Annotated in this window: 22 protein-coding genes and 1 tRNA gene; 9 read left to right on the top strand and 14 right to left on the bottom strand. The window is 73.5% G+C overall.

Going from position 1 to position 22733, the window contains the following annotated elements; all coding sequences use genetic code 11:
• Window positions 1–2 precede the first annotated feature (2 nt).
• The 3 genes from IEY75_RS14800 to IEY75_RS14790 form a co-directional block, all read right to left on the bottom strand.
• Window positions 3–476: a DUF1842 domain-containing protein gene (locus IEY75_RS14800; RefSeq protein WP_189114930.1), complete on the bottom strand. Its 474-nt coding sequence runs from the start codon at window positions 474–476 to the stop codon at window positions 3–5.
• A 201-nt stretch (window positions 477–677) separates the two neighbouring features.
• Window positions 678–1094, bottom strand: coding sequence for an RDD family protein (locus tag IEY75_RS14795; protein WP_189114929.1), 417 nt, complete (start codon window positions 1092–1094; stop codon window positions 678–680).
• Window positions 1095–1116: 22 nt separating this feature from the next.
• Complete coding sequence (locus tag IEY75_RS14790; protein ID WP_189114928.1) at window positions 1117–1512, bottom strand: DUF2752 domain-containing protein; 396 nt, start codon at window positions 1510–1512, stop codon at window positions 1117–1119.
• Between the two features lie 115 nt (window positions 1513–1627).
• Here IEY75_RS14790 and IEY75_RS14785 point away from each other — a divergent pair, with 115 nt between their 5' ends.
• The 3 genes from IEY75_RS14785 (at window position 1628) to IEY75_RS14775 (ending at window position 3728) form a co-directional block, all read left to right on the top strand.
• Window positions 1628–1969 carry a VOC family protein gene (locus IEY75_RS14785; protein WP_189114927.1) on the top strand — a complete coding sequence of 114 codons (342 nt, stop codon included), beginning with the start codon at window positions 1628–1630 and terminating at the stop codon, window positions 1967–1969.
• 477 nt (window positions 1970–2446) lie between these two features.
• Complete coding sequence (locus IEY75_RS14780; RefSeq protein WP_189114926.1) at window positions 2447–2905, top strand: hypothetical protein; 459 nt, start codon at window positions 2447–2449, stop codon at window positions 2903–2905.
• Window positions 2906–2945: 40 nt separating this feature from the next.
• Window positions 2946–3728: a tyrosinase family protein gene (locus IEY75_RS14775; protein ID WP_189114925.1), complete on the top strand. Its 783-nt coding sequence runs from the start codon at window positions 2946–2948 to the stop codon at window positions 3726–3728.
• Window positions 3729–3869: 141 nt separating this feature from the next.
• On the opposite strand, the gene IEY75_RS14770 is transcribed toward IEY75_RS14775, so the two are convergent.
• Window positions 3870–3940 (bottom strand) — tRNA-Gly (locus tag IEY75_RS14770).
• Between the two features lie 256 nt (window positions 3941–4196).
• Here IEY75_RS14770 and IEY75_RS14765 point away from each other — a divergent pair.
• Window positions 4197–5189, top strand: coding sequence for a zinc metalloprotease (locus tag IEY75_RS14765; protein ID WP_189114924.1), 993 nt, complete (start codon window positions 4197–4199; stop codon window positions 5187–5189).
• A 32-nt stretch (window positions 5190–5221) separates the two neighbouring features.
• Window positions 5222–5833, top strand: coding sequence for a dCTP deaminase (gene dcd, locus IEY75_RS14760; RefSeq protein ID WP_189114923.1), 612 nt, complete (start codon window positions 5222–5224; stop codon window positions 5831–5833).
• A gap of 28 nt (window positions 5834–5861) precedes the next feature.
• Here dcd and IEY75_RS14755 read toward each other — a convergent pair whose 3' ends face one another.
• From IEY75_RS14755 to IEY75_RS14730, 6 genes are all read right to left on the bottom strand, one after another.
• Window positions 5862–6878, bottom strand: a complete 1017-nt coding sequence (locus IEY75_RS14755; protein ID WP_229789723.1) for a C40 family peptidase — start codon at window positions 6876–6878, stop codon at window positions 5862–5864.
• A gap of 269 nt (window positions 6879–7147) precedes the next feature.
• On the bottom strand, window positions 7148–7945 hold the full coding sequence (locus tag IEY75_RS14750) for a LamG-like jellyroll fold domain-containing protein (RefSeq protein ID WP_189114922.1): 798 nt from the start codon (window positions 7943–7945) through the stop codon (window positions 7148–7150).
• Window positions 7942–8973: a hemolysin family protein gene (locus IEY75_RS14745; protein WP_189114921.1), complete on the bottom strand. Its 1032-nt coding sequence runs from the start codon at window positions 8971–8973 to the stop codon at window positions 7942–7944. Before IEY75_RS14745 ends, IEY75_RS14750 begins: the two co-directional genes overlap by 4 nt.
• Window positions 8966–10288 (bottom strand): hemolysin family protein, encoded by a 1323-nt coding sequence (locus tag IEY75_RS14740; protein WP_189115013.1) that lies wholly within the window; start codon window positions 10286–10288, stop codon window positions 8966–8968. Before IEY75_RS14740 ends, IEY75_RS14745 begins: the two co-directional genes overlap by 8 nt.
• Before the next feature lie 311 nt (window positions 10289–10599).
• Complete coding sequence (locus IEY75_RS14735; RefSeq protein ID WP_189114920.1) at window positions 10600–12747, bottom strand: (Fe-S)-binding protein; 2148 nt, start codon at window positions 12745–12747, stop codon at window positions 10600–10602.
• An 8-nt stretch (window positions 12748–12755) separates the two neighbouring features.
• Window positions 12756–13019, bottom strand: coding sequence for a cell division protein CrgA (locus tag IEY75_RS14730; RefSeq protein WP_189114919.1), 264 nt, complete (start codon window positions 13017–13019; stop codon window positions 12756–12758).
• Between the two features lie 285 nt (window positions 13020–13304).
• Between IEY75_RS14730 and IEY75_RS14725 the strand changes: the two genes are divergently transcribed.
• Genes IEY75_RS14725 through IEY75_RS14710 form a run of 4 tightly spaced genes read left to right on the top strand, consistent with a single transcriptional unit; the run spans window position 13305 to window position 16492 of the window.
• Window positions 13305–14141, top strand: coding sequence for a DUF881 domain-containing protein (locus IEY75_RS14725; RefSeq protein ID WP_189114918.1), 837 nt, complete (start codon window positions 13305–13307; stop codon window positions 14139–14141).
• A complete protein-coding gene (locus IEY75_RS14720; RefSeq protein WP_189114917.1) occupies window positions 14138–15646 on the top strand; it encodes a class E sortase in 1509 nt (502 codons plus the stop codon). Before IEY75_RS14725 ends, IEY75_RS14720 begins: the two co-directional genes overlap by 4 nt.
• Window position 15647: 1 nt before the next feature.
• Window positions 15648–15821 carry a hypothetical protein gene (locus IEY75_RS14715; RefSeq protein ID WP_189115022.1) on the top strand — a complete coding sequence of 58 codons (174 nt, stop codon included), beginning with the start codon at window positions 15648–15650 and terminating at the stop codon, window positions 15819–15821.
• Between the two features lie 20 nt (window positions 15822–15841).
• Window positions 15842–16492: an aminodeoxychorismate/anthranilate synthase component II gene (locus tag IEY75_RS14710; RefSeq protein ID WP_189114916.1), complete on the top strand. Its 651-nt coding sequence runs from the start codon at window positions 15842–15844 to the stop codon at window positions 16490–16492.
• Window positions 16493–16537: 45 nt separating this feature from the next.
• On the opposite strand, the gene pknB is transcribed toward IEY75_RS14710, so the two are convergent.
• From pknB to IEY75_RS14690, 4 genes are read right to left on the bottom strand one after another with little or no spacing between them, the layout of a single operon-like run.
• Complete coding sequence (gene pknB / locus IEY75_RS14705) at window positions 16538–18256, bottom strand: Stk1 family PASTA domain-containing Ser/Thr kinase (protein ID WP_189114915.1); 1719 nt, start codon at window positions 18254–18256, stop codon at window positions 16538–16540.
• Entirely contained in the window at window positions 18253–19761 is a 1509-nt protein-coding gene (locus IEY75_RS14700; protein ID WP_189114914.1) for a serine/threonine-protein kinase, read from the bottom strand. Before IEY75_RS14700 ends, pknB begins: the two co-directional genes overlap by 4 nt.
• Before the next feature lies 1 nt (window position 19762).
• Window positions 19763–21265 carry a peptidoglycan D,D-transpeptidase FtsI family protein gene (locus IEY75_RS14695; RefSeq protein WP_189114913.1) on the bottom strand — a complete coding sequence of 501 codons (1503 nt, stop codon included), beginning with the start codon at window positions 21263–21265 and terminating at the stop codon, window positions 19763–19765.
• Window positions 21262–22644: an FtsW/RodA/SpoVE family cell cycle protein gene (locus tag IEY75_RS14690; protein WP_189115012.1), complete on the bottom strand. Its 1383-nt coding sequence runs from the start codon at window positions 22642–22644 to the stop codon at window positions 21262–21264. The genes IEY75_RS14695 and IEY75_RS14690 overlap by 4 nt, the downstream gene beginning before the upstream one ends.
• Window positions 22645–22733 lie beyond the last annotated feature (89 nt).

Below are 22733 nucleotides of genomic sequence, written 5' to 3'. Positions count from 1 at the left end.
CCTCACGGCATGCCAGCGAGCGGGGCGTCGGTGATCGTCTGGCAGGGCGCGGACTCGACCCGCTCCCAGCGGCCGTCCGGCCGGCGGTACTGGAAGGTCGCGGTACCCGTCTGCCAGTCGGCGGCGAGCACCATCCGCAGGTTGAGGACCGGCTGAACCATCGGACCCGGACCGCCGGGCGTCGGCCAGTGCAGCGCGGGGTGCCCGGTCAGCGTCAGCATGATGTGGCTCGCGTCCGGCATGACCGTCAGGTACGCGTAGTCGCCGTCCAGCCGGCAGGACATGTCCAGCGGCGGGTCGGTGCTCTGCTGGAGCTGGCCGAGTCCGTGGACCGAGCCGCTCGCGGCGTCGAACGTACAGTGGATCGACAGCGTCGGGGCGCCGGCCTGCCGGGTGCCGATCTGCCAACTGCCGATGAACAGGCCGCCCTGTGTGGCGGCGGCCCCCTTCGCGGCTTTGGCGGTCGGTGCGCTCATACGATTCGCTCCCGTTCGGTATGGGTGTGGGACGACACCCAGTCTCAGACCGGCCCGGAACCGTGTCACCCGAACGCGAGAATCGCTCCAGAACCCTTGACCCGGCAGGCGACTGCGCCCCAAGGGCACCACCGACCTCAGGGGTCCGCCGCCGGTTCCCGGCGCCGGGACGGACCCACCGGGCCGGTCGGGACGCCCGCGTCAGCGCACGACGACGGTCTTCAGCAGCTTGTCGGCGATCGTCTGGCGCCTGGTGTCCCACAGCGGGAACAGGTAGCCGACCATGCACAGGACCTGGTCGATGACGTGCGCCAGTTCGCGGACGAACGCCATCCCCGCCCCCACCGGCCGCCCCGTCTCCTCGCCCACGAGCCGCAGCCCGAGCACGCTCTTGCCCCAGCTCTGCCCGGTGCCGCCCTGCCGGATCAGCCGGTTGAACACCCACAGCCCCAGCGAGATCAGCAGCCCGATCCAGTACGCCACCGCCCCCGCCCCGGACGGGGACGCCCCCTGCATCGTCGCGCCCTGGACCGAGGCCCCCGCGATGACGGGCACCGACACCGCGGCCCCGTCCACGAGGCTCGCCCCGACGCGCCGGACCCAACTGGCATAGTTCATGACTCTCCCTGCTCCCGACTGTCTACATGACTCCGAAACGACGCAGTTGGAACGCCCAACTGCCCACCGCGACGACCGCGACCACCCAGCCCACCCGGCGCCGCGCCGCCGCGGACCACGGCACCGGCGCCCCGCCCCGCAGGCCCCGGCGGGCCAGCGCCGCCAGCCCGACGACCGTCAGCGCCGCGAGCCCGAAGACCGCGGGGTTGGCCGCCGCGGCGCCGGCCGCGTCGCCGCCCACCAGCGCCTCCGCCGCCGTCGTCAGGCCACACGCCGGACACGGCACACCTGTCACGGTGCGCAGCGGGCAGGGCACACCCCACCCCGTCGCCGCGCGCACGCGGGGGGTGAGCAACGCCGCCAGCGCCGCCGCGGCGCCGGCCGCCCCGAGGCGCTCAGGAACCGAGAACTCTCGCATCGCGCGGAGGATCCTCCGCGCGACGCCGCCGCGGCGCAAGCCCGTTGCGCCCAGGCGCACGAAGTCCACGGCGGCTGTTCACTTCGCACACCGCCGCCGGCCGTAGCATGGGCGCATGACGCTGGACCTGTTCGCGGGCATCCCCGTCCGGGACTACGCCGCGGCGGTCGACTGGTACGCCCGGCTCCTCGGCGGGCCGCCGTCGTTCCTGCCCAACGACACCGAAGCGGTATGGGAGCTGGACACCCACCGGTACCTGTACATCGAGGTGCGGCCGGCCCGGGCAGGGCACGCGATGCACACCGTCTTCGTCGGCGACTTCGACGAGCGGCTCGCCGCGCTGGCGGCCCGGGGCGTACTGCCGGACACGCGGGAGACCTACGAGAACGGCGTCCGCAAGGCGGTGTTCCGGGATCCCGACGGCAACGAGATCGGCATCGGCGGCGCCCCCGCCTGACTTTCGTCCCAGTACCGGAGCCGCCGGCGTGGACATGCGCCAGCGGCGGTCGGGGCGGAGTTGCAGATTCAACGGCCCGAACTCCTGGACACAGATCACGCACCCGTCGGCATGACCCCGCACCCGGCTCCGGCTATGGCTGCCCTCGCCCACCGCGTCGCCCCGACGAACCGATCGACGGCGATGTACACGTCCTCAACCACCAGCACCGCCAGCGCCCGGCTGAGCACACCTGGAGGTTTACTTGCGGCCCCGCGTTTGGGCGGCGTTCCTATCGAACTCCATTCATGCAGGTCAGAGCATCTTGTTCCGTCCCAGGCGTCCGGGGGACATCGCCGGCCTTGAGGCTTGGCGGCTCACGGTGGAGCGTCTCTGTGTCTGACACCACGCAGCGCAGCGGTGCCGCCGGACACCCGATCGCCTCACCCACAAAGGCGGGGCACGCGCCACACCTGATTGGAGCCCGTCATGGGAGCTATGGATCGACGCCGTGTACTGCGTCTCGGTCTCGCCGGCGTCGTGGTAGCTGGTACGGCGGGCCTCGTCGGTGATCGCTTTCTGCCCGACGTAGCCACCGCGGCCAGGTCTGCGGGTTCGGCGGGCCCACCCGGACTCCCCGCGGGCCTCAGGCTGGTCAGCGTCCGTGCCCCGGAGGAGCCGGGTGGGCTTCCGCAGGGCGGCCTGAAGGACCGCGTCCTGATCGAGACGTACGAGGACCGGTCGGGCGTGCGCCGCGAGTACGGGCTCATCTACGGCGTCTACCTGTTCATGATGAACCATTCGAATGGCTACCGGAGCACCGTCGCCCACTACGAACCGAAGCCGACTGTCGAGGCGGCCACCACCCTCGCCGCTGACCGGCTGCGCGAGATCGGGCGTCAACTCCTTCCCGATCGGTACTCGGACTGGTCAACGTACGGCCAACGGCATCACTAGCCAGCTTGAAATCCCCTGACTTCCTGGAAGGTCCCCTGCCATGGCTATCACCCGTTACCGGTACGACGATCCTCGGGCTAATTTCCCCTCTTTCATCAAAGCCCTGTTTGCCCTGAAGACCGCGCCCGGTCCCGGAGACGTCGGCAACCTCTATGACTGGTATGTTCAGCGGCATTCCTATTTCGCGTGGAACACACACGCGCACGGCGCCAACTCGTTCCTGCCGTGGCACCGTCGGTTTCTGATGGAGTTCGAGGCCGATCTACGTACGCACAACCCGGACAAGTCGGTAGAGGTGAGTATCCCCTACTGGGACTGGTACGTGGATCCGATGGGCGCCGAGCTTTTCACAGTGGATTCGTTCGGCCCTGCCGTCGAGCCCGAGGAGAACGGGAAGGGCTTCTTCGACGAGAACGTCTGGCCGATCAATGTGGGCGTCGTCTCAGGCAGGAGACTTACTCGCCGCCTGAACAAGATGCCCGAACTCATGAAGCGCTCTGGTGCGAACTACACCCGCTACCGGGAAGCGTTGGAGATCAACCCCCACGACGAGATTCATATGGCCTTCAAAGGCCAGATGATGACCGCCGCATCGCCCAACGACCCGACGTTCTGGCTGCACCACGCGCAACTCGACAAACTGTGGGCGGAGTGGCAGGTCATGAACGGCATCGACAACTACCCCGAACGGGATGGCGACAACCTCGGCCCCGGCGACATCATGAAGCCGTTCGACGTGGAGGTGTCTTCGGTCTTCGACATCAGGCACCTGACGCTGTCCCAACCCGACGACGCCTCCGTCGCGTACGCCGCCAAGCTGTAGCACTCGCAGGGCGCACGGGCTGCTACATGCAGTGCCCATGACCCGCTAATGGCCCGTGGGTGGCCGCCGACCATTCTGGGTAGCTGAAAGATCGAAGGCCCTGAGTCAGAAGTCGCTTCTGACTCAGGGCCTTCGTCGCTGAGCGGGTGACGGGAATCGAACCCGCGCTGTCAGCTTGGGAAGCTGATGTTCTACCATTGAACTACACCCGCAGGTGAATGCACTCTACCCGACGCTGTGAACCCCCGCCGAGCCACCCTCCCCGGCTGGGTGACCGCCACACCGCGACGCTCCCCTTCGGACGCCCCCGCCGGCACCCGCCGGCCCGGGCCAGCCGCCCCTCCATCCCCGCGCGCCCGGCCAGACGCACAGACGGAAGCGCCCCGAGCCGCCTTGAATCGTTGACGGCTACGGACCCCTTGGTCCCCGCGGTCCCGCCCGCCGCGCGCCGTCATCGAAGGGACCCCCGTGCCCGCGCTGCCAGCTCTGTTCGCCGCCACCTGCGCCGCCGCCCTCCTCGCCGCCGCCCCTCCCGCGTCAGCACCCACGTCAGCCCCCCCGTCCGCGCCGTCGGCGGTACCGCCCGCCACCGCGGCGGCACCGCCGCCGGACTGCGTCCCGTCCGCCGCCGACGCCCGCCCGTACCCCGGGGAACTCGACCTGGTCGGCGGCCTCATCCCGCAGATCCGGCACCCGCTGCGCGCCGGCCTGACCCGCGTCCAGCGGATCCTGCGGGAGCGCGAGTTCGCCCGCCTGGTCCGGGGCCTCACCGACGACCTGCTGCCCCGGGCGGTGACCGTCCCCGTCGTGGTGCACGTCGTCTCGGCGGACGGCCGCCGCGCGACCGGCGCCGTCTCCGACGAGATGATCGACAAGCAGATGGACGTGCTGAACCGCGCGTACCGGGGCGGGTCCGGCAGCGCCGCGTCGCCGTTCCGGTTCGTGCTGCGCGACGTCAACCGCGTGGTGCGGCCGGAGTGGGCGTACATCACCTACGGTTCGCGCGCCGAGCGGCAGATGAAGTACGCGCTGCGCCGGGGTGACGCGCGGACCCTGAACCTGTACGTCAGCCGGCTCGGCACCCCGGCGGCCGGCTGGGCCACGTTCCCGAGCCGGTCGGTGGACCCGGGCGACGGGGTGGTGCTGCACGCCGAGACGCTGCCCGGCGGCGAGGTGCGCGGGTACAACGAGGGCGACACCGCGGTGCACGAGGTCGGGCACTGGCTGAACCTGTACCACACCTTCGAACAGGGGTGCGCGGGCGAGGGCGACCACGTGGCGGACACCCCGGCCGAGGCGGAGCCGGCGGCCGGCTGCCCCGTCGGGCGGGACACCTGCGCGGCCGCCGGGCGCGACCCGGTGCGCAACTACCTCGACTACGGGCACGACGGCTGCATGGTGGAGTTCACCCCCGGCCAGGTCCGGCGGATGCGGCAGGCGTGGGCGGTGTACCGCGGCTGACCCGCCCCGGCGGTCCGGCTATCGTGCACGTCATGCTGCTCTCGGACCGCGACCTGGTGTCGGAGCTGAAGGCCGGCGCGCTCGGCCTCGCGCCGTTCGAGCCGGCACTCATCCAGCCCTCCAGCATCGACGTGCGGCTGGACCGGCTGTTCCGGGTCTTCCACAACCACCTGTACACGCACATCGACCCGTCGGTGCAGCAGGACGACCTCACGAGCGAGGTGGAGGTGCCCGGCGGGCAGCCGTTCGTGCTGCACCCGGGCGAGTTCGTGCTGGCCTCCACGCTTGAGGTGATCACGCTGGGCGACCAGCTCGCCGGGCGGCTGGAGGGCAAGTCGAGCCTCGGCCGGCTCGGGCTGCTGACGCACTCGACGGCCGGGTTCATCGACCCGGGCTTCTCCGGGCACGTGACGCTCGAACTGTCGAACGTCGCCAACCTGCCGATCAAGCTGTGGCCGGGCATGAAGATCGGGCAGCTCTGCATCTTCCGGCTGTCCTCGCCCGCCGATCACCCGTACGGCTCGGCGGTCTACGGGTCCCGCTACCAGGGCCAGCGCGGCCCGACGCCGAGCCGGTCGCACCGCAACTGGCGGGTCTGGCCGACGACCGACGGCGAGCAGCTCACCACCGACGACGCCCGGTAGCTGAACCCCGGGCGCCGTCGGGCGGCGGTCAGAACTTGGGGCGGCCGAAGCTGTGGATCGGCTGCTCGTCGATGTGCGCCATGCGGACCACGTCGCCCGAGGACGGGGCGTGGACCATCCAGTGGACGCCGCCGGACTTGCCGGCGTAGATCGCCACGTGGTGCAGGTCGCCGTAGTAGAAGACCAGGTCGCCGGCGCGCAGCTCCGACTTGCTGACCGAACGCATCGCGCGGCGCTGGGCGGCGGCGTTGTGCGGCAGGCCGACGCCCGCCTGCCGCCAGGCGGCCAGGGTGAGGCCCGAGCAGTCGTACGAGCCGGGGCCCTCGGCCGCCCACACGTACGGCTTGCCGATCTGGGAGCAGGCGAAGCGGATCACCTTGCCGACCGGGCCGCCGGGGTAGGTGGCCGGGCAGGGGGCGGGGCGCAGGCTGCCGGTGCCGCCGCTGTTGCCGTACGCCTTCAGGCGCATCTTCTCCAGGTTCTTGACCTCGGCGTTGATCTGGTCTTCCCTGAGCTTGAGCGCCGCCTCGGACTTGGCCAGGTCGGCGATCAGCGCGTCCAGCGGCGCCTTCTTCTCCTGGTACTGCGCGCGCAGCCGGGCCGCGTCGGCGACCTGGGCGGACTGGCGCCGCGCGAACTGGTCGATGATGCCGAGCTGGCGGACCAGGCTGGTCGGGGAGCCGCTGGTCAGGACCGCGTTCATGGCGTTGACGTTGCCGCCGCGGTACCGGACGCTGGCGAACTGGCCGACCCGCGCCATCGCCGCGTCGACCTTGCCGGCCAGTGGCTTGATCTTCTCCTCGAACGCGCCCGCGGCCCTGCGCTTGTCGGCGAGCTGGGTGCGGACGGCGTTGTGCTGTTCGATGACCGGTTCGAGCTTGTTCCACGCGGTGTCGATCTGCTTCTCGATCTCGCCGACTGTCGGGTCGGCCGCGGCCGGACCGGCCGGTAGGCCGAGGGCGGCGGCGAGGCCCGCGCCGACGGCGGCGGCGAGCAGCGTGCGGGGTGCAGAACGCGCGGTGAGCCGCTGGTGATCGCTGGCCACGGAGGGCAGCACTCCTTCGGGGGACCCGGGCACCGCCGCCGGGGGAGGCGGCGGCTCGGCGTGAGGGGTCGAGGCCGCCGCGGCTGGCGGTGGCGGACCGGCGCACCCGAGGGGCGGGCACCGACGTCCGGTCCGACGTGGGTCCAGGTTAGGGAGCGCGCCGCACGGTCGCAAGCCTCGTGCCGCCAACGGTCACATACCGATACCGGAGCACGCCGAGCAATGTGGTCGGAACGGCCGATTCCACCGCGACCGTGATGGACGCATCACTATCCGTAGATACTGACGAACACCTCGTCGATCTCCCCGGCGAACTGGTCGTTGCCCGCCGCCGCGTGCTTGCCGCCGACCCGCAGCGGCTGGTCGCTGCGCAGGAGCAGGTCGCGCGGGACGGTCTTCTCGGTGACCAGGCCGTCGACGTTGATGAGCAGGTGGCCGTCGGCGGCGGTACAGGCGACGGTGTGCCAGTTGGCGTCGACGACCGCGACCGGCGACTCCAGCTTGTGGATCTTCCCGTCCACGGCGACGACGCAGCTCGGCCGGCCCTGCGCGCCGTCGACCTGCACCTTGTACTGCGCGCCCGGCCCGGTCGAGAAGCCCTTCTGCAGGACGTTCGCGCCGTCCGCGACGTCGGTCGGCGCCATCCGCAGCCGCGCGCCGTACCGGACCGGCCGGGCGTCCGGGTTGAGCTGCGAGGCGTCGTCGGCCTCCAGGATCGCCCGCGGACACGCGGGGCCGTCGCCCGGGCACCGGGCCGGGAACCGCGCCGCCCGCCCGCGCGGGGACTCCACGAAGCGCACCTCGCCGCCGGCCTCCGCCTTCGGCCGCAGGACGAGCCGGCGCACCGCGTCCGCCGCCGCGCCCGCGGACTCGGGCGTGAGCGACACCGGGTCGTCCAGCCCGAACCGGGCGGTGGTCGGCTGCCCGGCCGGCAGCAGCGCGCGCTCGGCGTCGGTCAGCGCGGCGACCCGCTCCTCCAGCGGTACCGGCGCGGGCGGGTCGGCGTGGCAGGCCGCGAGCGCCGCGCACAGCAGCACCGCCAGGCCGGCCGGTACGGCGCGGTTCACGCCGGCACCTCCCGCGCGCCGTGGCCGACCCCGACGACCGCGGTCAGAACGTCGTCCAACGTGACCACCCCCAACGGGCTGCGCCCATCGCTGATCAGGACCATGTGCCGGCGGTCGCGGCGCATACCGAGCAGGACGTCGGCGAGCGTGCGGTCCGGCGGTACGACGGGCAGCGGGCGGACCACGTCCGCCGGGATCGGTGCGGTGCGGGCGGGGCCGGCGTAGCCGAGGATGTCCTTGACGTGCACGAAGCCGAGCACCCGCCGGGTGTCGCGGTGGACGACCGGGAAGCGCGAGCGGCCGGTGCGGCTGACCAGGTCCTCCAGCGAGGCCGGGGACACGTCGTCGGCGACGGTGGTGACGTCCGGCCACGGCCGGCCGACGTCCCCGGCGGTCCGCTGGCGCAGCGCCAGGGCCCCGGCGAGCCGCGCGTGCTCCCGCGGGTCGAGCAGGCCCTCGGTCCGCGCCTGGGTCACCAGGCCGGCCAGCTCCTCGGCGGTGAAGACGGTCTTGACGGCGTCGCTGACCTCGATGCTCCAGACCCGCAGCACCTGGCGGGCCGCCCACCGCATGGCGGCGAGCAGGGGCTTGGTGAGCAGGCAGAACGCAAGCATCGGCGGGCCGAGGTACCGGACGGCGCGCTCGGGCCCCGCGAGCGAGATGTTCTTGGGGACCATCTCGCCGACGACGGTGTGCAGGAAGACGATGACGCCCAGGGCGATGACGAACGCGACCGGGTGGACGGCCCGCTCCGGTACCCCCAGCGCCTGGAACGGCGACTCCAGCAGGTGCGCGAAGGCCGGCTCCGCGATGGCGCCGAGGCCGAGCGAGCAGATGGTGATGCCGAGCTGCGCACCGGCGATCATCAGCGGGATGTCGTTCATCGCGCGCAGTGCCCACCGGGCGCTGCGCGAGGTGGCGGCCAGCGGCTCGATGGCGCTGTGCCGGGCGGCGATGAGCGCGAACTCCGCCCCGACGAAGAAGGCGTTGCCGAGCAGCAGGACCGCGGTGACCAGGAGGTTAGTCATCGGTCTCCTCCGGGCGCACGACGCGCACCTGGGCGATCCGGTGCCGCTCCACCTCGACCACCGTGAACTCCCAGCCGTCGACGAGCACGGACTCACCCGCGGCGGGCAGCCGGCCGAGCCGGGCGAGCAGGAAGCCGGCGAGCGTCTCGTACGGGCCGTCGGGCAGGCGGTAGCCGGTCTGCTCGACCAGCTCGTCCTCGCGCAGGACGCCGTCGACCAGGTGGGTGCGCTCGCCGCCGGGGGCGGTCAGCTCGTCCACCAGGTCCGGCAGGGCGGGCGGGTCGGCGTCGTGCTCGTCGGCGATGACGCCGACCAGCTCCTCGGCCAGGTCCTCGACGGTGACCAGGCCGTCGGTGCCGCCGTACTCGTCGACGACGATCGCCAGGTCGGCCCCGGCGCTGCGCAGCCCGGCGAGGACGGCGTCCAGGTCGAGGCTCTCCGGTACGTAGATCGGCTCGCGGGCGAACGCCGCGACGGTGACCAGCCCGCGCCGGACCGGCGGTACCGCGAGGGCGTCGGCCAGGCTGGCGACGCCGGTGATCTGGTCCACGGTCTCGGTGTACACCGGGAACCGGCTGTGCCCCGACTCGCGCGCGGCGGCGAGCAGGTCGCGCACCGACGCGGTCGACTTCAGGGCGACCATGTCGACGCGCGGCGTCATCGCCTCGGCGGCCCGCTTGTCGGCGAACCGGATCGTCCGCTGCAGGAGCTGGGCGGTGTCGGCCGGCAGGGCGCCGGCCTGCGCCGACATGACGGCCACCAGGCCCAGCTCCTCCGGGGAGCGGGCGTTGGCCAGCTCCTCCTGCGGTTCGATGCCGAGCTGGCGGACGAGGGCGTTCGCCGAGTTGTTGAGGCCGCGGATCAGCCACGCGCAGGCGGCGGAGAACGCGCGCATCGGCGCGGCGGTGCGCAGCGCGACCCGCATCGGGTGGGCGAGCGCGGCGTTCTTCGGCACCAGCTCGCCGAACAGCATCGAGAGCAGGGTGGCGACGACGAGGGCCAGCAGGCCGACAACGGCGCTGGTGGCGCCGCCGGCCACCGGCCCCACCAGCGGTTCCAGAAGGTGCGACAGCGCCGGTTCGGCGAGGTAGCCGGTGAGCAGCGCGGTCAGGGTGATGCCGAGCTGGGCGCCGGAGAGCTGGAACGACAGCGCGTGCAGGGCCTGGCGCACGGTCCGCGCCCGCTTGTCGCCCGCGTCGGCCATCCGGTCGATCTCGGGGCGGTCGACGGTGACGAGGGCGAACTCGGCGGCGACGAAGAACGCGTTGCCGGCGGTCAGCAGGACGAAGCCGAGCAGCGGGAGCACGGTCGTCAGCAGGACCGCGTCCGCCGCGGCGAGCAGGGTGTCGGCCGCCGACGGGGCGGGGGCCGCGGCCAGCGCTCCCGCCGCGCCCGCCGCGTGCGATGCCGTGTCGATGGATCGTGCCGTGTCGATGACGCTCTCACCTCGCCCAGATTCTCGCACGCCGCGCGGCCCCGGGCCGGCCCCCGCCGCGCCGCCATCCGCCCGCCGCCCATACCGAAATCCCCCCGCGGCCAAACCCGGCGGCGCGGCAGGCGGGGCGTGCGGACGGACGGAAGGTGGTCAGGACGGCGGCGTGCTGGCCGGACCGGCGCGGCGGGCCGTCAGGAGGGTTGGGTGGTGCGGAGCAGCACCGAGGCGACGTCGACGACCTCGACCTCCTCGTGCCGGCCCTTGCCCGTCACGCCGTCGCTGATCATGGTGGTGCAGAACGGGCAGCCGACCGCGATCGTCTTCGCGCCCGTGGCCAGGGCCTCCTCGACCCGCTCCACGTTGATCCGCTTGCCGATCCGCTCCTCCATCCACATCCGCGCGCCACCGGCGCCGCAGCAGAAGGAGCGCTCGCTGTTGCGGGGCATCTCGGTGACGCCGCCGACGGCCGCGCCGAGGACCTCTCGGGGGGGCGCGAAGACGCGGTTGTGCCGGCCGAGGTAGCACGGGTCGTGGTACGTGACGCCGCCGTCGAGCGGCGTGACCGGGGTCAGCCTGCCGGTGGCCACGAGGTGGGCGAGCAGCTCGGTGTGGTGGACGACCTCGAAGTGCCCGCCCAGTTCGCCGTACTCGTTGCCCAGGGTGTTGAAGCAGTGCGGGCAGGTGGCGACGATCTTCTTGGTCGGCCGGTCGCCGAACGCCTCGTTGAGCGTCTCGACGTTCTGCTGGGCGAGCATCTGGAAGACGAACTCGTTGCCGATCCGCCGCGCCGGGTCGCCGGTGCAGGTCTCGCCGGCGCCGAGGACGGCGTAGGAGACGCCGGCCTGGTGCAGCAGCGTGGCGACGGCGCGGGTGGTCTTCTTCGCCCGGTCCTCGAACGCACCCGCGCAGCCGACCCAGAACAGGTACTCGAACTCCTCGACCTCGCCGACCTTCGGTACCGCGAAGTCCAGGCCCTTGGTCCAGTCCTCGCGGGTGGTCGGCGGGGCGCCCCAGGGGTTGCCCTTGTTCTCCAGGTTGCGCAGCATGACGCCGGCCTCGGACGGGAAGCTCGACTCGATCATCACCTGGTACCGGCGCATGTCGACGATGTGGTCGACGTGCTCGATGTCCACCGGGCACTGCTCGACGCAGGCGCCGCACGTGGTGCACGACCACAGCACGTCCGGGTCGATGACGCCGCCGGCCGCCGCGTCGCCGATGAGCGGCCGCTCGGCCTCGGCGAGGGCGAGCACGTCCACGCCGGCCAACTGCTCCGCGGTGCCCTTCTCCTCGCCGGTGAGGTCCTTGCCGCCGCCGGCCAGCAGGTACGGCGCCTTGGCGTACGCGTGGTCGCGCAGGCTCAGCACGAGCAGCTTCGGCGACAGCGGCTTGCCGGTGTTCCAGGCCGGGCACTGCGACTGGCAGCGGCCGCACTCGGTGCAGGTGGTGAAGTCCAGCAGGCCCTTCCAGGAGAACTGCTCGACCTGCGCGACCCCGAACTGGTCCCGCTCGGGGTCGGCCTCCTCGAAGTCCAGGGGCCTGCCGCCGGAGACCATCGGCCGCAGGGCGCCCAGGCCGGCGCCGGCCGGCTTCTCCGGGTCCCGCTTGAAGTAGATGTTGAAGAACGCCAGGAACCGGTGCCACGCCACGCCCATGGTGACGTTGCGGCTGATCACGATCAGCCACGTCATCGAGATGACGATCTTGACCATGGCGGTGACGCTGATGGCCGCCGGCCAGGCCGGCAGCACGGCGCCGATCCCGTGGCTGACCGGGGTGGCCCAGAACGGGTGCGCGAAGTGGTCGGTGGCCACCTGGAAGCCGCGGATCAGGAAGCCGCAGGCCAGGACCGCGACGATGACGTACTCGACGAAGTAGCCCTGCCACATCGTCGAGCCGGTGAACCGCGACCGGCCCCCGGGCCGGGTCGGCCGGTGGGCGAGCCGGACCGCGATGAGCACCGCGATCCCCACCACGCCCAGGACGCCGACCCACTCGGTGAGCAGCCCGAAGGGCAGCCACGTGCCCAGCCACGGCAGGTGGCCGGCCGGGCTGACCACCTCGAAGTACGCCTCCAGCACCAGCGTCGACAGCACGATGAACGCGACCATGACGAACCAGTGCGCCGCGCCCACGACGCTCCACTTGAGCATCCGGGTGTGGCCGAGCGTCTCGGCCAGCATGACCCGCGCCCGGCGCGGCGCGTCGCCGGTCCGGGTGGGGTCGGGCTGGCCGAGCCGGATGACGGCGAGCATCCGGCGGACCGCCCGCACGGCGTACGCCACCGCGACCGCGGTGATCGCCGCCGCGACGAGCGAGGTGAGGAGGGCGGTCAGCATCTAGCGGGTCAGCGCCACCGGGAGAGGATGCCCAGGGAGGCGACCATCGCGCCGAAGCCGACGGCCAGGTTCCAGTACTTCCAGGAGGCGACCGGGTAGGCCTGCTCGGAGAGGTAGAAGACGACCAGCCAGGCGATGCCGAAGAGGATCAGGCCGACGGCGAGCGCCGGCACCCACATCGGGCTCGGCTTCTTGCTGGCCGCGGCGGACGTCGCACGCACGTCCGGCGGCGGCGCGTAGGTCTTCTTCTTACGAACCGTTGACTTGGGCACGACGCTCTCCTGAGGGGCCGGTAGGCGCACATCTGTCCCCGCCGGCCGGTCCCGGCCGACCGGCGGAGCGGATGGGGGCCGGTCGGCCCCGTCCGCGCCGACGGACCTGCGGGTGTCGCCCTCCGCCGGGTCCAGGTACGGCCCTGCCGGAGCGCGGTCCCGCCCGGGTGACGGACGACGACGAATAATGTTCGAGGGCTAGCGTAGTCACATTCGGCCGGTTGAGCACCAGCGGACACCCATCCCCGCGGTGCGGCAGCCCGGCGCGGGACCTGGGAGGCTGCTGTGGGGGATACGTCGGGGACGTCGTCGTGGCGCGCCGCGGCCCGCCGCGCGGCCCGCGCCCTGCGGCCCGGCGGGGGCTCGTCGCCCCGCCCGCTGCCCGGCGGATGGCGGCGGCCGGGCTGGTCGGCCGGGGTGCCGCTGATCGCGCTCGCGGCCGGGCTGCTGTTCACCGCGTCGGCCACCACCGCCGAGGGCACCGCCCTGCGCGAGGACCGGCGGCCGCGGCTCGCCCAGTTGATCAATGAGCGCAAGGTCCGGCTGGCCGGGGCCGAGGCGCGGGCGGCGGCGCTGCGCGGCGAGGTCGCGGCGCAGACGGAGAAGCTGGCCGGTACGGACGTTCCGGTACGACAGGAGCGGGCGCGGGCGAAACGACTCGAAGCGGATGCCGCGTTCACGCCGGTGCACGGTCCCGGCCTGACCGTACAGTTGGATGACGCACCGCACTCGACCCAGGACGCTCCGCCGCGCGGGGCGACGAACGACGACCTGGTAGTGCACCAGCAGGACGTCCAGGCCGTGGTCAACGCGCTGTGGGCCGGCGGTGCGGAGGCGATGGCGATCATGGGGGTACGGGTGATCTCGACGAGCGCGGTGCGCTGCGCGGGCTCCGTGCTGGTCCTGCACGGGCGGATCTACTCGCCGCCGTTCACCATCACCGCCATCGGCGCGCCCGAGCGGCTGCGCGGGGCGCTGGCCGACTCCGGCGAGGTGGACCGGTTCCGCACCGACGCCCAGGAGTACGGCCTGGGCTACGAGGAGCGGCGGCTCGACGACGTCCGGCTGCCGGCCTTCGAGCAGGCCGACGTCATCCAGGCGGCGAAGGTGAGCGTCGAATGACGGAGGAGTTCGACGTCGACCTGGACGCCGGCCGCGAACGCGAGGACCGCCGGGCGCGCAGCCGCGAGCGCCGCGCGCGCCGCGGCCGGGAGACCCGGCCCGACACCCCGGCCAGCCCGCCGCCCGCCGACCGGCCGGCCTGGGACGGTCCCACCGCGCTCGCCCCCACGACCGGCGCCCCGGCGCCCCCGCCGCCCGGCCCGACCCCGCTGCCCGGCCCGGCCGCGCTGCCGCCGCACCCGGTCGCGGAGCTGCCCGGCGCGGCCGGACCGCCGGCCCCTCCTGCCGCCCCACCCAACCTGACCAGGCCCGACCCGCACCACTCGCCGCCCGTCGCGATGCCGCCCGCCGCGCTACCGCCCGTCGCGATGCCGCCCGCCGCGCTACCGCCCGTCGCGGTACCGCCGGCTGAGGTGCCGCCTATCGCGGTGCCGCCCGCCGCCGCGCCGGCTGTCGAGCGCCCGGTGTTCGGCGCCGCCGGGGCGGGCGCCGCGCCGACCGATTCCGACCCCACCGGGGCGATCCACGCCGTCGCCGGTACCGAGTCCGTCGACGCCCCGTACGGCGCCTGGGCCAGCGGCCCCGCGGTCACGCCACCGCCCCCCGGCACCGGCGCGGGCGGCGGCCGGCACCGCGTCGACACCACGGCCGAACAGCCCGGGATGCCCCGCCGGATCGCCGAGGTTCCCCGCCCCGCCACCGTCGGCGGCCCCGGTACCGCCCGCGGTACCGCCGCCGTGCCCGCCGTGCCGCCGACCGGCGTCGTCCCGCCGTCGCCGCCGCCGTCACCGCCCCCGGCGCCCGCCGGCGGCCCCGGCGCCGACCCGCCCGCCCCGCGCCGGGGTGGCCGGGTCACCGCGGGCGGCGTCGTCCGCGGCACCGTCCGCGGGTTCGGCGAGCTGATGATCACCTGCGGCGTGGTGCTGCTGCTGTTCGCCGGGTACGAGATCTACGGCAAGACGGCCATCGTCGACGCCGCGCAGGGCGACCTGGACCGCGCGTTCGACAAGACCCCGGCCGCCGCCTCCGCCAACCGGCCCAGCACCGGCAAGCCGCCGCCCGGCGACGCGGTCGCCCGCCTGCACATCCCGCGGCTGGCCAAGAAGTGGGTCGTGGTCGAAGGGGTGGCGCCCGACGACATCAAGGTGGCCCCCGGGCACTACCCCAAGAGTGCGATGCCCGGCCAGTCCGGCAACTTCTCGGTGGCCGGCCACCGGGTCAAGTCGACCTTCTGGGACCTGGACGACATGCGCCCCGGCGACCCGATCGTCGTGGAGACGAAGACCAACTGGTACGTGTACCGCACGTCCCGCAGCCGGATCGTCCGGCCGACCGCCGTCGAGGTCGTCGACCCGGTGCCGCCCGGCTTCCGGTCCGGCGAGCGGCTGCTCACCATCACCACGTGCAACCCCAAGTGGGACAACTACGAGCGGCTCGTCGTGCACGCGTCCCTGCTGCGCACCCAGCCCCGCTCCGCGGGCGACCCGGCCGAACTGCGGAGGTGAGATGTACGGACTGATCTGGCGGATCCTGCCCTTCGGCCGGCCGGGGAAGGTCGTCGGCTCGCTGCTGCTGCTGGCCGGCGCGGTCTACCTGCTCTGGTACGTGGTCTTCCCGTGGGCCGAGCCGCTGCTGCCCTTCGACGACGTGCAGGTCGGCGGCGTCGCCGAAAACGGCTGACCGGGACTAGGGTGACGCGTGTGCGCGTACTGGTGATCGACAACTACGACTCGTTCGTCTACAACATCGTGCAGTACCTCGGGCAGCTCGGCGCCGAGTGCGACGTGCGGCGCAACGACGAGGTGACCGTGGCCGAGGTCGGCCGCTCCGGCGCCGACGGCGTGCTGCTCTCGCCCGGCCCGGGCACCCCCGCGCGGGCCGGCGTCTGCCTCGACGTGGTCCGCGAGTGCGCCGACTCAGTACCGATCTTCGGGGTCTGCCTGGGCCACCAGGCGATCGGCGAGGCGTACGGCGGCGTGGTCGACCGGGCACCCGAACTGCTGCACGGCAAGACGTCGCTGGTGCGGCACACCGGCGCCGGGGTGCTGGCGGGGCTGCCCGACCCGTTCACGGCGACCCGGTACCACTCGCTCGCGGTCTCGCCCGAGACGCTGCCCGACGAGCTGGAGGTCACCGGCCGGACCGACTCCGGCGTGGTCATGGCCATGCGGCACCGCAGCCTGCCGCTGGAGGGGGTGCAGTTCCACCCCGAGTCCGTCCTCACCGAGGGCGGCCACCTGATGCTGGCCAACTGGCTGGCCGCCTGCGGGCTGCCCGCGGCCCTGGAGCGCGCACCGGCGCTCGCGGCCGAGGTCGAGGACCGCCGCCGCGCCGCCTTCGCCACGAGCTGACCCGCGCTCCCGAGGCCACCCGGCGACAGGTCGGGCGCCCGGCGGTCAGCCGCCGCTGCGGGTGAGGTCCGGCTCGGCCGTCGGCGAGGCGGACGGCGTCGCCGACGGCTCCAGGCGCCGCGCCACCAGGATCTGCACGGTCGAGCCCTGCTTGGCGATCCGGTTGCCGACGGGGTTCTGGTTGAGGACCCGGCCGCCGTTCTCCACCGACGGCAGGCCGAGAACCTCGACCACCTCGAAGCCCGCCGACCGGATCGCGTTCACCGCCGCGTCGCGGGTCTGGCCGATCACGTTGGGTACCGGCCTCAGGTTGCCGCGTGACACCTGGATCTCGACCCGGGAGTTGGCCCCGACCGACCTGCCGGCGCTCGGCACCTTCACCACGGTGCCCCGGGTGGCGTCGCTGTCGACCTGGGTGACGCTCGCGTTCAGCTTCAGGTCGCCGAGCCGGCGCTCGGCCTCGGCCTGGGTCAGGCCGACCAGGTCGGTCGGCACGGACACGGAGTCCGGCCCGGCGCACAGGTTGACGGTCACCTTCTCGCCGCGGTCCACCGCCGTACCGGCGCTGGGCACCTGCCGCACCACCGTGTTCTTCACGCAGTCGTCGCTCTTGACCGCGTCGCCCACGGCGTACACCAGGCCCAGCTCGCGCAGCGTGCCCTCGGCCGCCGACGGCTCCTGCCCCTGCAGCGAGGGAACGTTGACCGTCTGCGCCGGCTTCTCGCCGTCCCGGGTGAGCCCGATGACCAGCGCGATCGCGGCCAGGACCGCCAGCGCGGCGAAGGCCGCGACGACCCAGCCCGAGGACTTGCGCCGCCGCGCGTCCCCGACCTGCGCCACCTGCTGGGTCGCGGCGGTGTGCGCGCCGCCGATCAGGGCGGTCTCGTCCTCGCCCATGACCGGCGTGGCCATGACCGGCCGGCCGGCGGCGGCACGCAGGACGTCGGCGCGCATCTCGGCGCCGGACTGGTACCGGTTGAGCGGGTTCTTCGCCAGCGCCTTGAGGACGATGGCGTCGATGTCCGGCCCGACCTCCGGGTTGAGGTAGCTGGGCGGCCGGGGGTCCTCGCGGACGTGCTGGTACGCCACCGCGACCGGGCTGTCGCCGGTGAACGGCGGGTGCCCGCACAGCAGCTCGAACAGCACGCAGCCGCCGGCGTAGACGTCGGAGCGGGCGTCCACGGCCTCGCCCCGTGCCTGCTCGGGCGACAGGTACTGCGCGGTACCGATCACGGCGCTCGTCTGGGTCATCGTCGTGGCGCCGCTGGCCAGGGCCCGCGCGATGCCGAAGTCCATGACCTTGACCTGGCCGTTGCGGTTGAGCATCACGTTGCCGGGCTTGATGTCGCGGTGGATGATCCCGTGCCGGTGGCTGAACTCCAGCGCCGCGCAGATGTCGGCGACGATCTCCAGCGCGCGCCGCGGCATGATCCGGCCCTCGGCGGCCAGGACCTCCTTGAGGGTCCGCCCGTCGACGAACTCCATCACGATGAACGGCAGCGTCTCGCCGGTCGGGGGGTGCTCCTCGCCGGTGTCGTAGACCGCGACGATGGCCGGGTGGTTGAGGGCGGCGGCGTTCTGCGCCTCGCGCCGGAAGCGCTCCTGGAAGGTCCGGTCCCGGGCCAGGTCGGTACGCAGCATCTTGATCGCGACATCGCGGCCCAGCCGCAGGTCGCGGCCGCGGTGCACCTCGGCCATGCCGCCATAGCCGAGCAGCTCGCCGACCTGGTAGCGGCCGCCCAGCAAGCGGGCCTGCGCCGTCATGTTCGGGACCGTCCTTCACTCAACTCGTACGTGCCCACTATGCCCTGCCCGACCCCGCCGCGCGCGCTCGCCGTGCCCGGGGGCAGCAGGAATGTGATGACACCGACGCAGGCGAGCAGCGCCAGCAGCCCCAGCACCAGGGTGGCGATGAGAACGCGGCGCAGCCACCGGCCGGTCGACGACGCGACCGGCGCGGCGGGGTAACGGTAGCCGGGCGGCGGGCCGCCGCCCGCGGGGGCGCGGTGGGCGGGCGCCGCAGCGGGCTGGTACGGCGCCGGGGACGCCCCGCCCGCCCGGTGGGACCCGCCCTGGGCGGCGGCCGACGACGGCGCGGCGCCGTCGACCGGACCCACCCGCCCGGGCAGGCCGCCGGCCGGCGGGGACGGGTACCGCCCGGCCTGGCCGCGGGAGGACTGCTGGCCGGGCAGGGCGGCCGGCGACTCGTACCGCGGCGCGGCACCCGGCGGCCGGACGCCCGGCTGCGGCAGGTTCCGGCGCACGGCGGCGCTGCCCGCCGCCGATGCGGCACCCCGGGCGCCCGTGCCGGTCGCGCCCCGGGCCGGGGAGTTCGGCGCGGCCGCGCCGCGCGCGGGCGGGCCGGCCGCCGCGGCGCCGCGGGCGGACTGGCCGGGCGGGGCGGCGGCGCGGCCGCCCTGGCCGGGCGGGGCGGCGCCGCGCGCGAGCGCCGCCGCGGCCGCCACGGCCTGCCGGGCCACGCCGGCCAGGGCGGCCGCCGACGGCCAGCGGCCCTCGGGCTCCTTGGCCATCGCCCGCTCGACGATCGCCTTGATCCCCGGCGGGATGTCCCCGGGCAGCGGCGGGGGCGGCTCCTGCGCGTGCTTCATTGCGATCTCGATGGGGTTGTCGCCCTCGAACGGCCGCCGGCCGGCCAGGCACTGGTACGCGACGATGCCCAGCGAGTACACGTCGGAGGCGGGGGTCGCGGTGCCGCCGGTGGCCTGCTCGGGCGCGATGTACGACGCGGTGCCCAGGACCGCCCCGGCCGCGGTGAGCTGGCCGACGATCGCCGACCGGGCGATCCCGAAGTCGGTCAGCACCAGCGAGCCGTCGGGGCGGACGAGCAGGTTCCCCGGCTTGACGTCCCGGTGGATGATGCCCTTGAGGTGGGCGGCGTGCAGCGCCTCGGCCGCCTGGGCGACCAGGGCCATGGTCCGGGCGGGCGTCAGCCGGCGGACCCGCGACAGCGTCCGGGACAGGGCGTCGCCCTCGACGAACTCCATCACCAGGTACGCCACCTGGTCGTCGCTGCCGTAGTCGTAGATGTCGACCACGCCGGCGTGGTTGATGGCGGCGATGGTCCGCGCCTCGCCGCGGAAGCGCTCGGCGAAGCCGGGCTCGTCCAGCAGCGCCGGCAGCAGGATCTTCACGCCGACGGTCCGGCCCAGGACGTCGTCGGTGCCGCGCCAGACGTCGCCCATGCCGCCGCCGGCGATCCGCTCGTCGAGCCGGTACCGGCCGCCCAGCACCATCCCAGGGCTGAACACGTCAGCCCCCTCGGCGCGGGTCGGCGATGACCGCGCGCATGATCTCACCGGCGATCTGCGTCGCCTCGCCGCTGCCGCCGCTGCCCGCGTTCTCCAGCACGACCGCCACGGCCGAGATCGGCGTACCGCCGGAGTCCCGCACGAAGCCGACGAACCAGCCGTGGTCGGGCGCGTCGCCGTTCTGCGCCGTACCGGTCTTGCCGCCGACCTCGTACCCGCTGATCTGCGCGTTGCGCCCGGTACCGGAGCGGACGACCGACACCATCATCTGCCGCAGGCTGGCGGCCACCGCCGCCCCGACCGGCTCGCGCAGCGTGTCCGGCGAGGCGTTGTACAGGCTGCCGCGGTCCGGCCCGAGGAGCTGGCGCACCACGTACGGGCGCATCTGCCGGCCGTCGTTGGCGATCGCCGCGGCGACCATGGCGCCCGCCAGCGGCGTCATCCGCACGTCCCGCTGGCCGATCGAGGACTGCGCCACGGCCGCCGTGTCGTCGCTGCCGTTGGGGTTGCGCATGTCGCCGGTCTGACTCGGCGCCGTCGGGATGCCGCCGTCGTCCAGCCGGCCCACGGTCAGCCCGTCGTCGCCGAACCCGAACGCCCGCGCCTTCTCTTTCAGCCGGTCCGCGCCCAGGCGCACGCCGAGCTGCGCGAACCCCGTGTTGCACGACTCGGTCAGCGCCTCGTTGAGGGTGACCTGCGACTCCGGGCAGATGCTCGGCACGGCGTTGCGGATCTCCTGGGTGGTGCCCGGCGCGCGGTAGCTGGAGCCGGCGGGGATGGCCGTGGCCGGCGTGAGGCCGCTCTCCAGCGCCGCCGCCGCCACGATCACCTTGAACGTCGAGCCGGGCGGCAGCGTCTCGGCGGTGGCCCGGTTGTTCAGCGGGCGGTCCGGCTGGCCCAGCAGCCGGTTGTACGCCGCCTGCGCCGCCACCGTGTTGTGGCTGACCAGCGGGTTCGGGTCGTACGTCGGCACGCTGACCAGGGCCTGCACGGCGCCGGTGCGCGGGTCGATCGCCACCGCGGCGCCGCGCCGGGCGCCGACGGAGTTGCGGCTCAGCGCGTTGAACGCCGCCTGCTGCGTGCGCGGCGAGACCGTCAGCAGGACGTGGCCGCCGCCGGTCTTCTTGCCGGTCAGCATCTCCTTGATCCGCTCGCCGATGAGGCGGTCGCTGGAGCCGGCGAGGAACGCGTTCTCGGAGCGCTCGATGTCGATGGCGCCCAGGTTGAGCGGCTTGTAGCCGACGACGTGGGCGTACAGGCCGGCGAACGGGTACTTGCGCAGGTACCGGAAGCGGCCCTCGGTCTCCACGCTGGTCGCCAGCGCCTTGCCCTGCGCCTCGATCGCGCCGCGCTGGCGCAGGTACTCCTCCAGCTTGCCGCGGGAGTTGAACTCGCTCTCCCGGTACTCGTCGGCCTTGTACGCCTGGACCCAGTTGAGGTTGGCGAACAGCAGGCCGAACAGGATCAGGACGACGACGCCGATCTTGCGGAGCGGGGCGTTCACGGACGGATCACCTCCGTCTGGGCGCCGTGCATGTGGCTCGGCGGCGCGACCACCCCGCCGGGGGCGGCGTCGGCCGGCGCGCGGGCCGCGTCGGAGATCCGCAGCAGGACCGCGATGAGCAGCCAGTTCGCCATCAGCGAGGAGCCGCCCGCGGACAGGAACGGCGTGGTCTGCCCGGTCAGCGGGATGAGCTTGCTGACCCCGCCGATGATCACGAACAGTTGCAGCCCGAGGGTGAAGGCCAGGCCGCCGGCCACGAGCTTGCCGAACGAGTCGCGCACGCCCAGCGCGGTGCGCAGCCCCCGCACGACGATCAGCAGGTACACGGCGAGCAGCGCGGTCAGCCCGAACAGGCCGATCTCCTCGCCCATCCCCGCGAAGATGAAGTCGTTGTGCACCTCGGGGATCTCCCCGGGCTGGCCGGCGCCCGGTCCCGCCCCGAACAGCCCGCCGGTACCGAGGCCGAGCAGCGACTGGGTGAGCTGGAAGCCGCCGCCGTGCGCGTCGGCGAACGGGTCGAGCCACGTCTCGGCGCGCACGACGAAGTTGGAGAACGGGCCGCCGACGAGCTTGCCGAGGTAGTACGCCGAGAAGGCGCCGCCGAAGAACAGGGCGAGGCCGATGATCAGCCAGCTCGCCCGCTCCGTCGCCACGTACAGCGTGGCCACGAACATGCCGAAGTAGAGCAGCGAGGTGCCCAGGTCCTTCTCGAAGACGAGCACCATCAGCGAGAGCAGCCACACCACGATGACCGGGCCGAGGTCGCGCCCGCGCGGGAAGTCGACGCCGAGAAACCGCTTGCTCGCCAGGGACAGCACCTCGCGCTTGCGCACCAGGTAGTACGCGTAGAACGACAGCAGCATGATCTTGGCGAACTCGCCCGGCTGGATGCTGAACCCGCCCACGATGATCCACAGCTTCGCGCCGTTGATCTCCGAGTACGCCGAGGGCAGCAGCGCCGGGATCATCACCAGGACGATGCCGATGAGGCACAGCGTGTACGCGTACTTGGAGACCGTGCGGTGGTCGCGGACGACCGCGAGCAGCACGATCGCGCCCACGACCGCCGCCAGCGTCCAGGCGAGCTGCCGCCCGCCGACCCCGCCGAAGACCGTCAGGTCGCGGACCGCCTCGCCCGCCTCGGGCGACAGGTCGAGCCGGCGCAGGAAGCCGACGCCGACGCCGTTGAGCAGCGCGACCGCCGGGAGCAGCACCGGGTCGGCGTACGGCGCGAGGAACCGGATCGCCAGGTGCAGCGCCAGGAACGTCGCGGCCAGGATCGCCGCCGGCACCCAGAAGTCCGGCGTGACCCGGCCCAGCACGGTGCCCTCGACGATCGCCCCGTAGGCCGCGACGATCGCCATCCCGAACAGCAGCATCGCCAGCTCGGCGTTGCGCCGCCCGCGGGTCGGCCGTGCCGCCAGGGGAGCCTTCACCGTCCCGGCGGTCACCGGGACTCCTCGCCGCG

Source organism: Pilimelia terevasa (assembly GCF_014647915.1).
GTDB lineage: Bacteria > Actinomycetota > Actinomycetes > Mycobacteriales > Micromonosporaceae > Pilimelia > Pilimelia terevasa.
The sequence above is the reverse complement of the archived record's forward strand: the minus strand, read 5'-3'. Positions and strand labels throughout refer to the sequence as shown.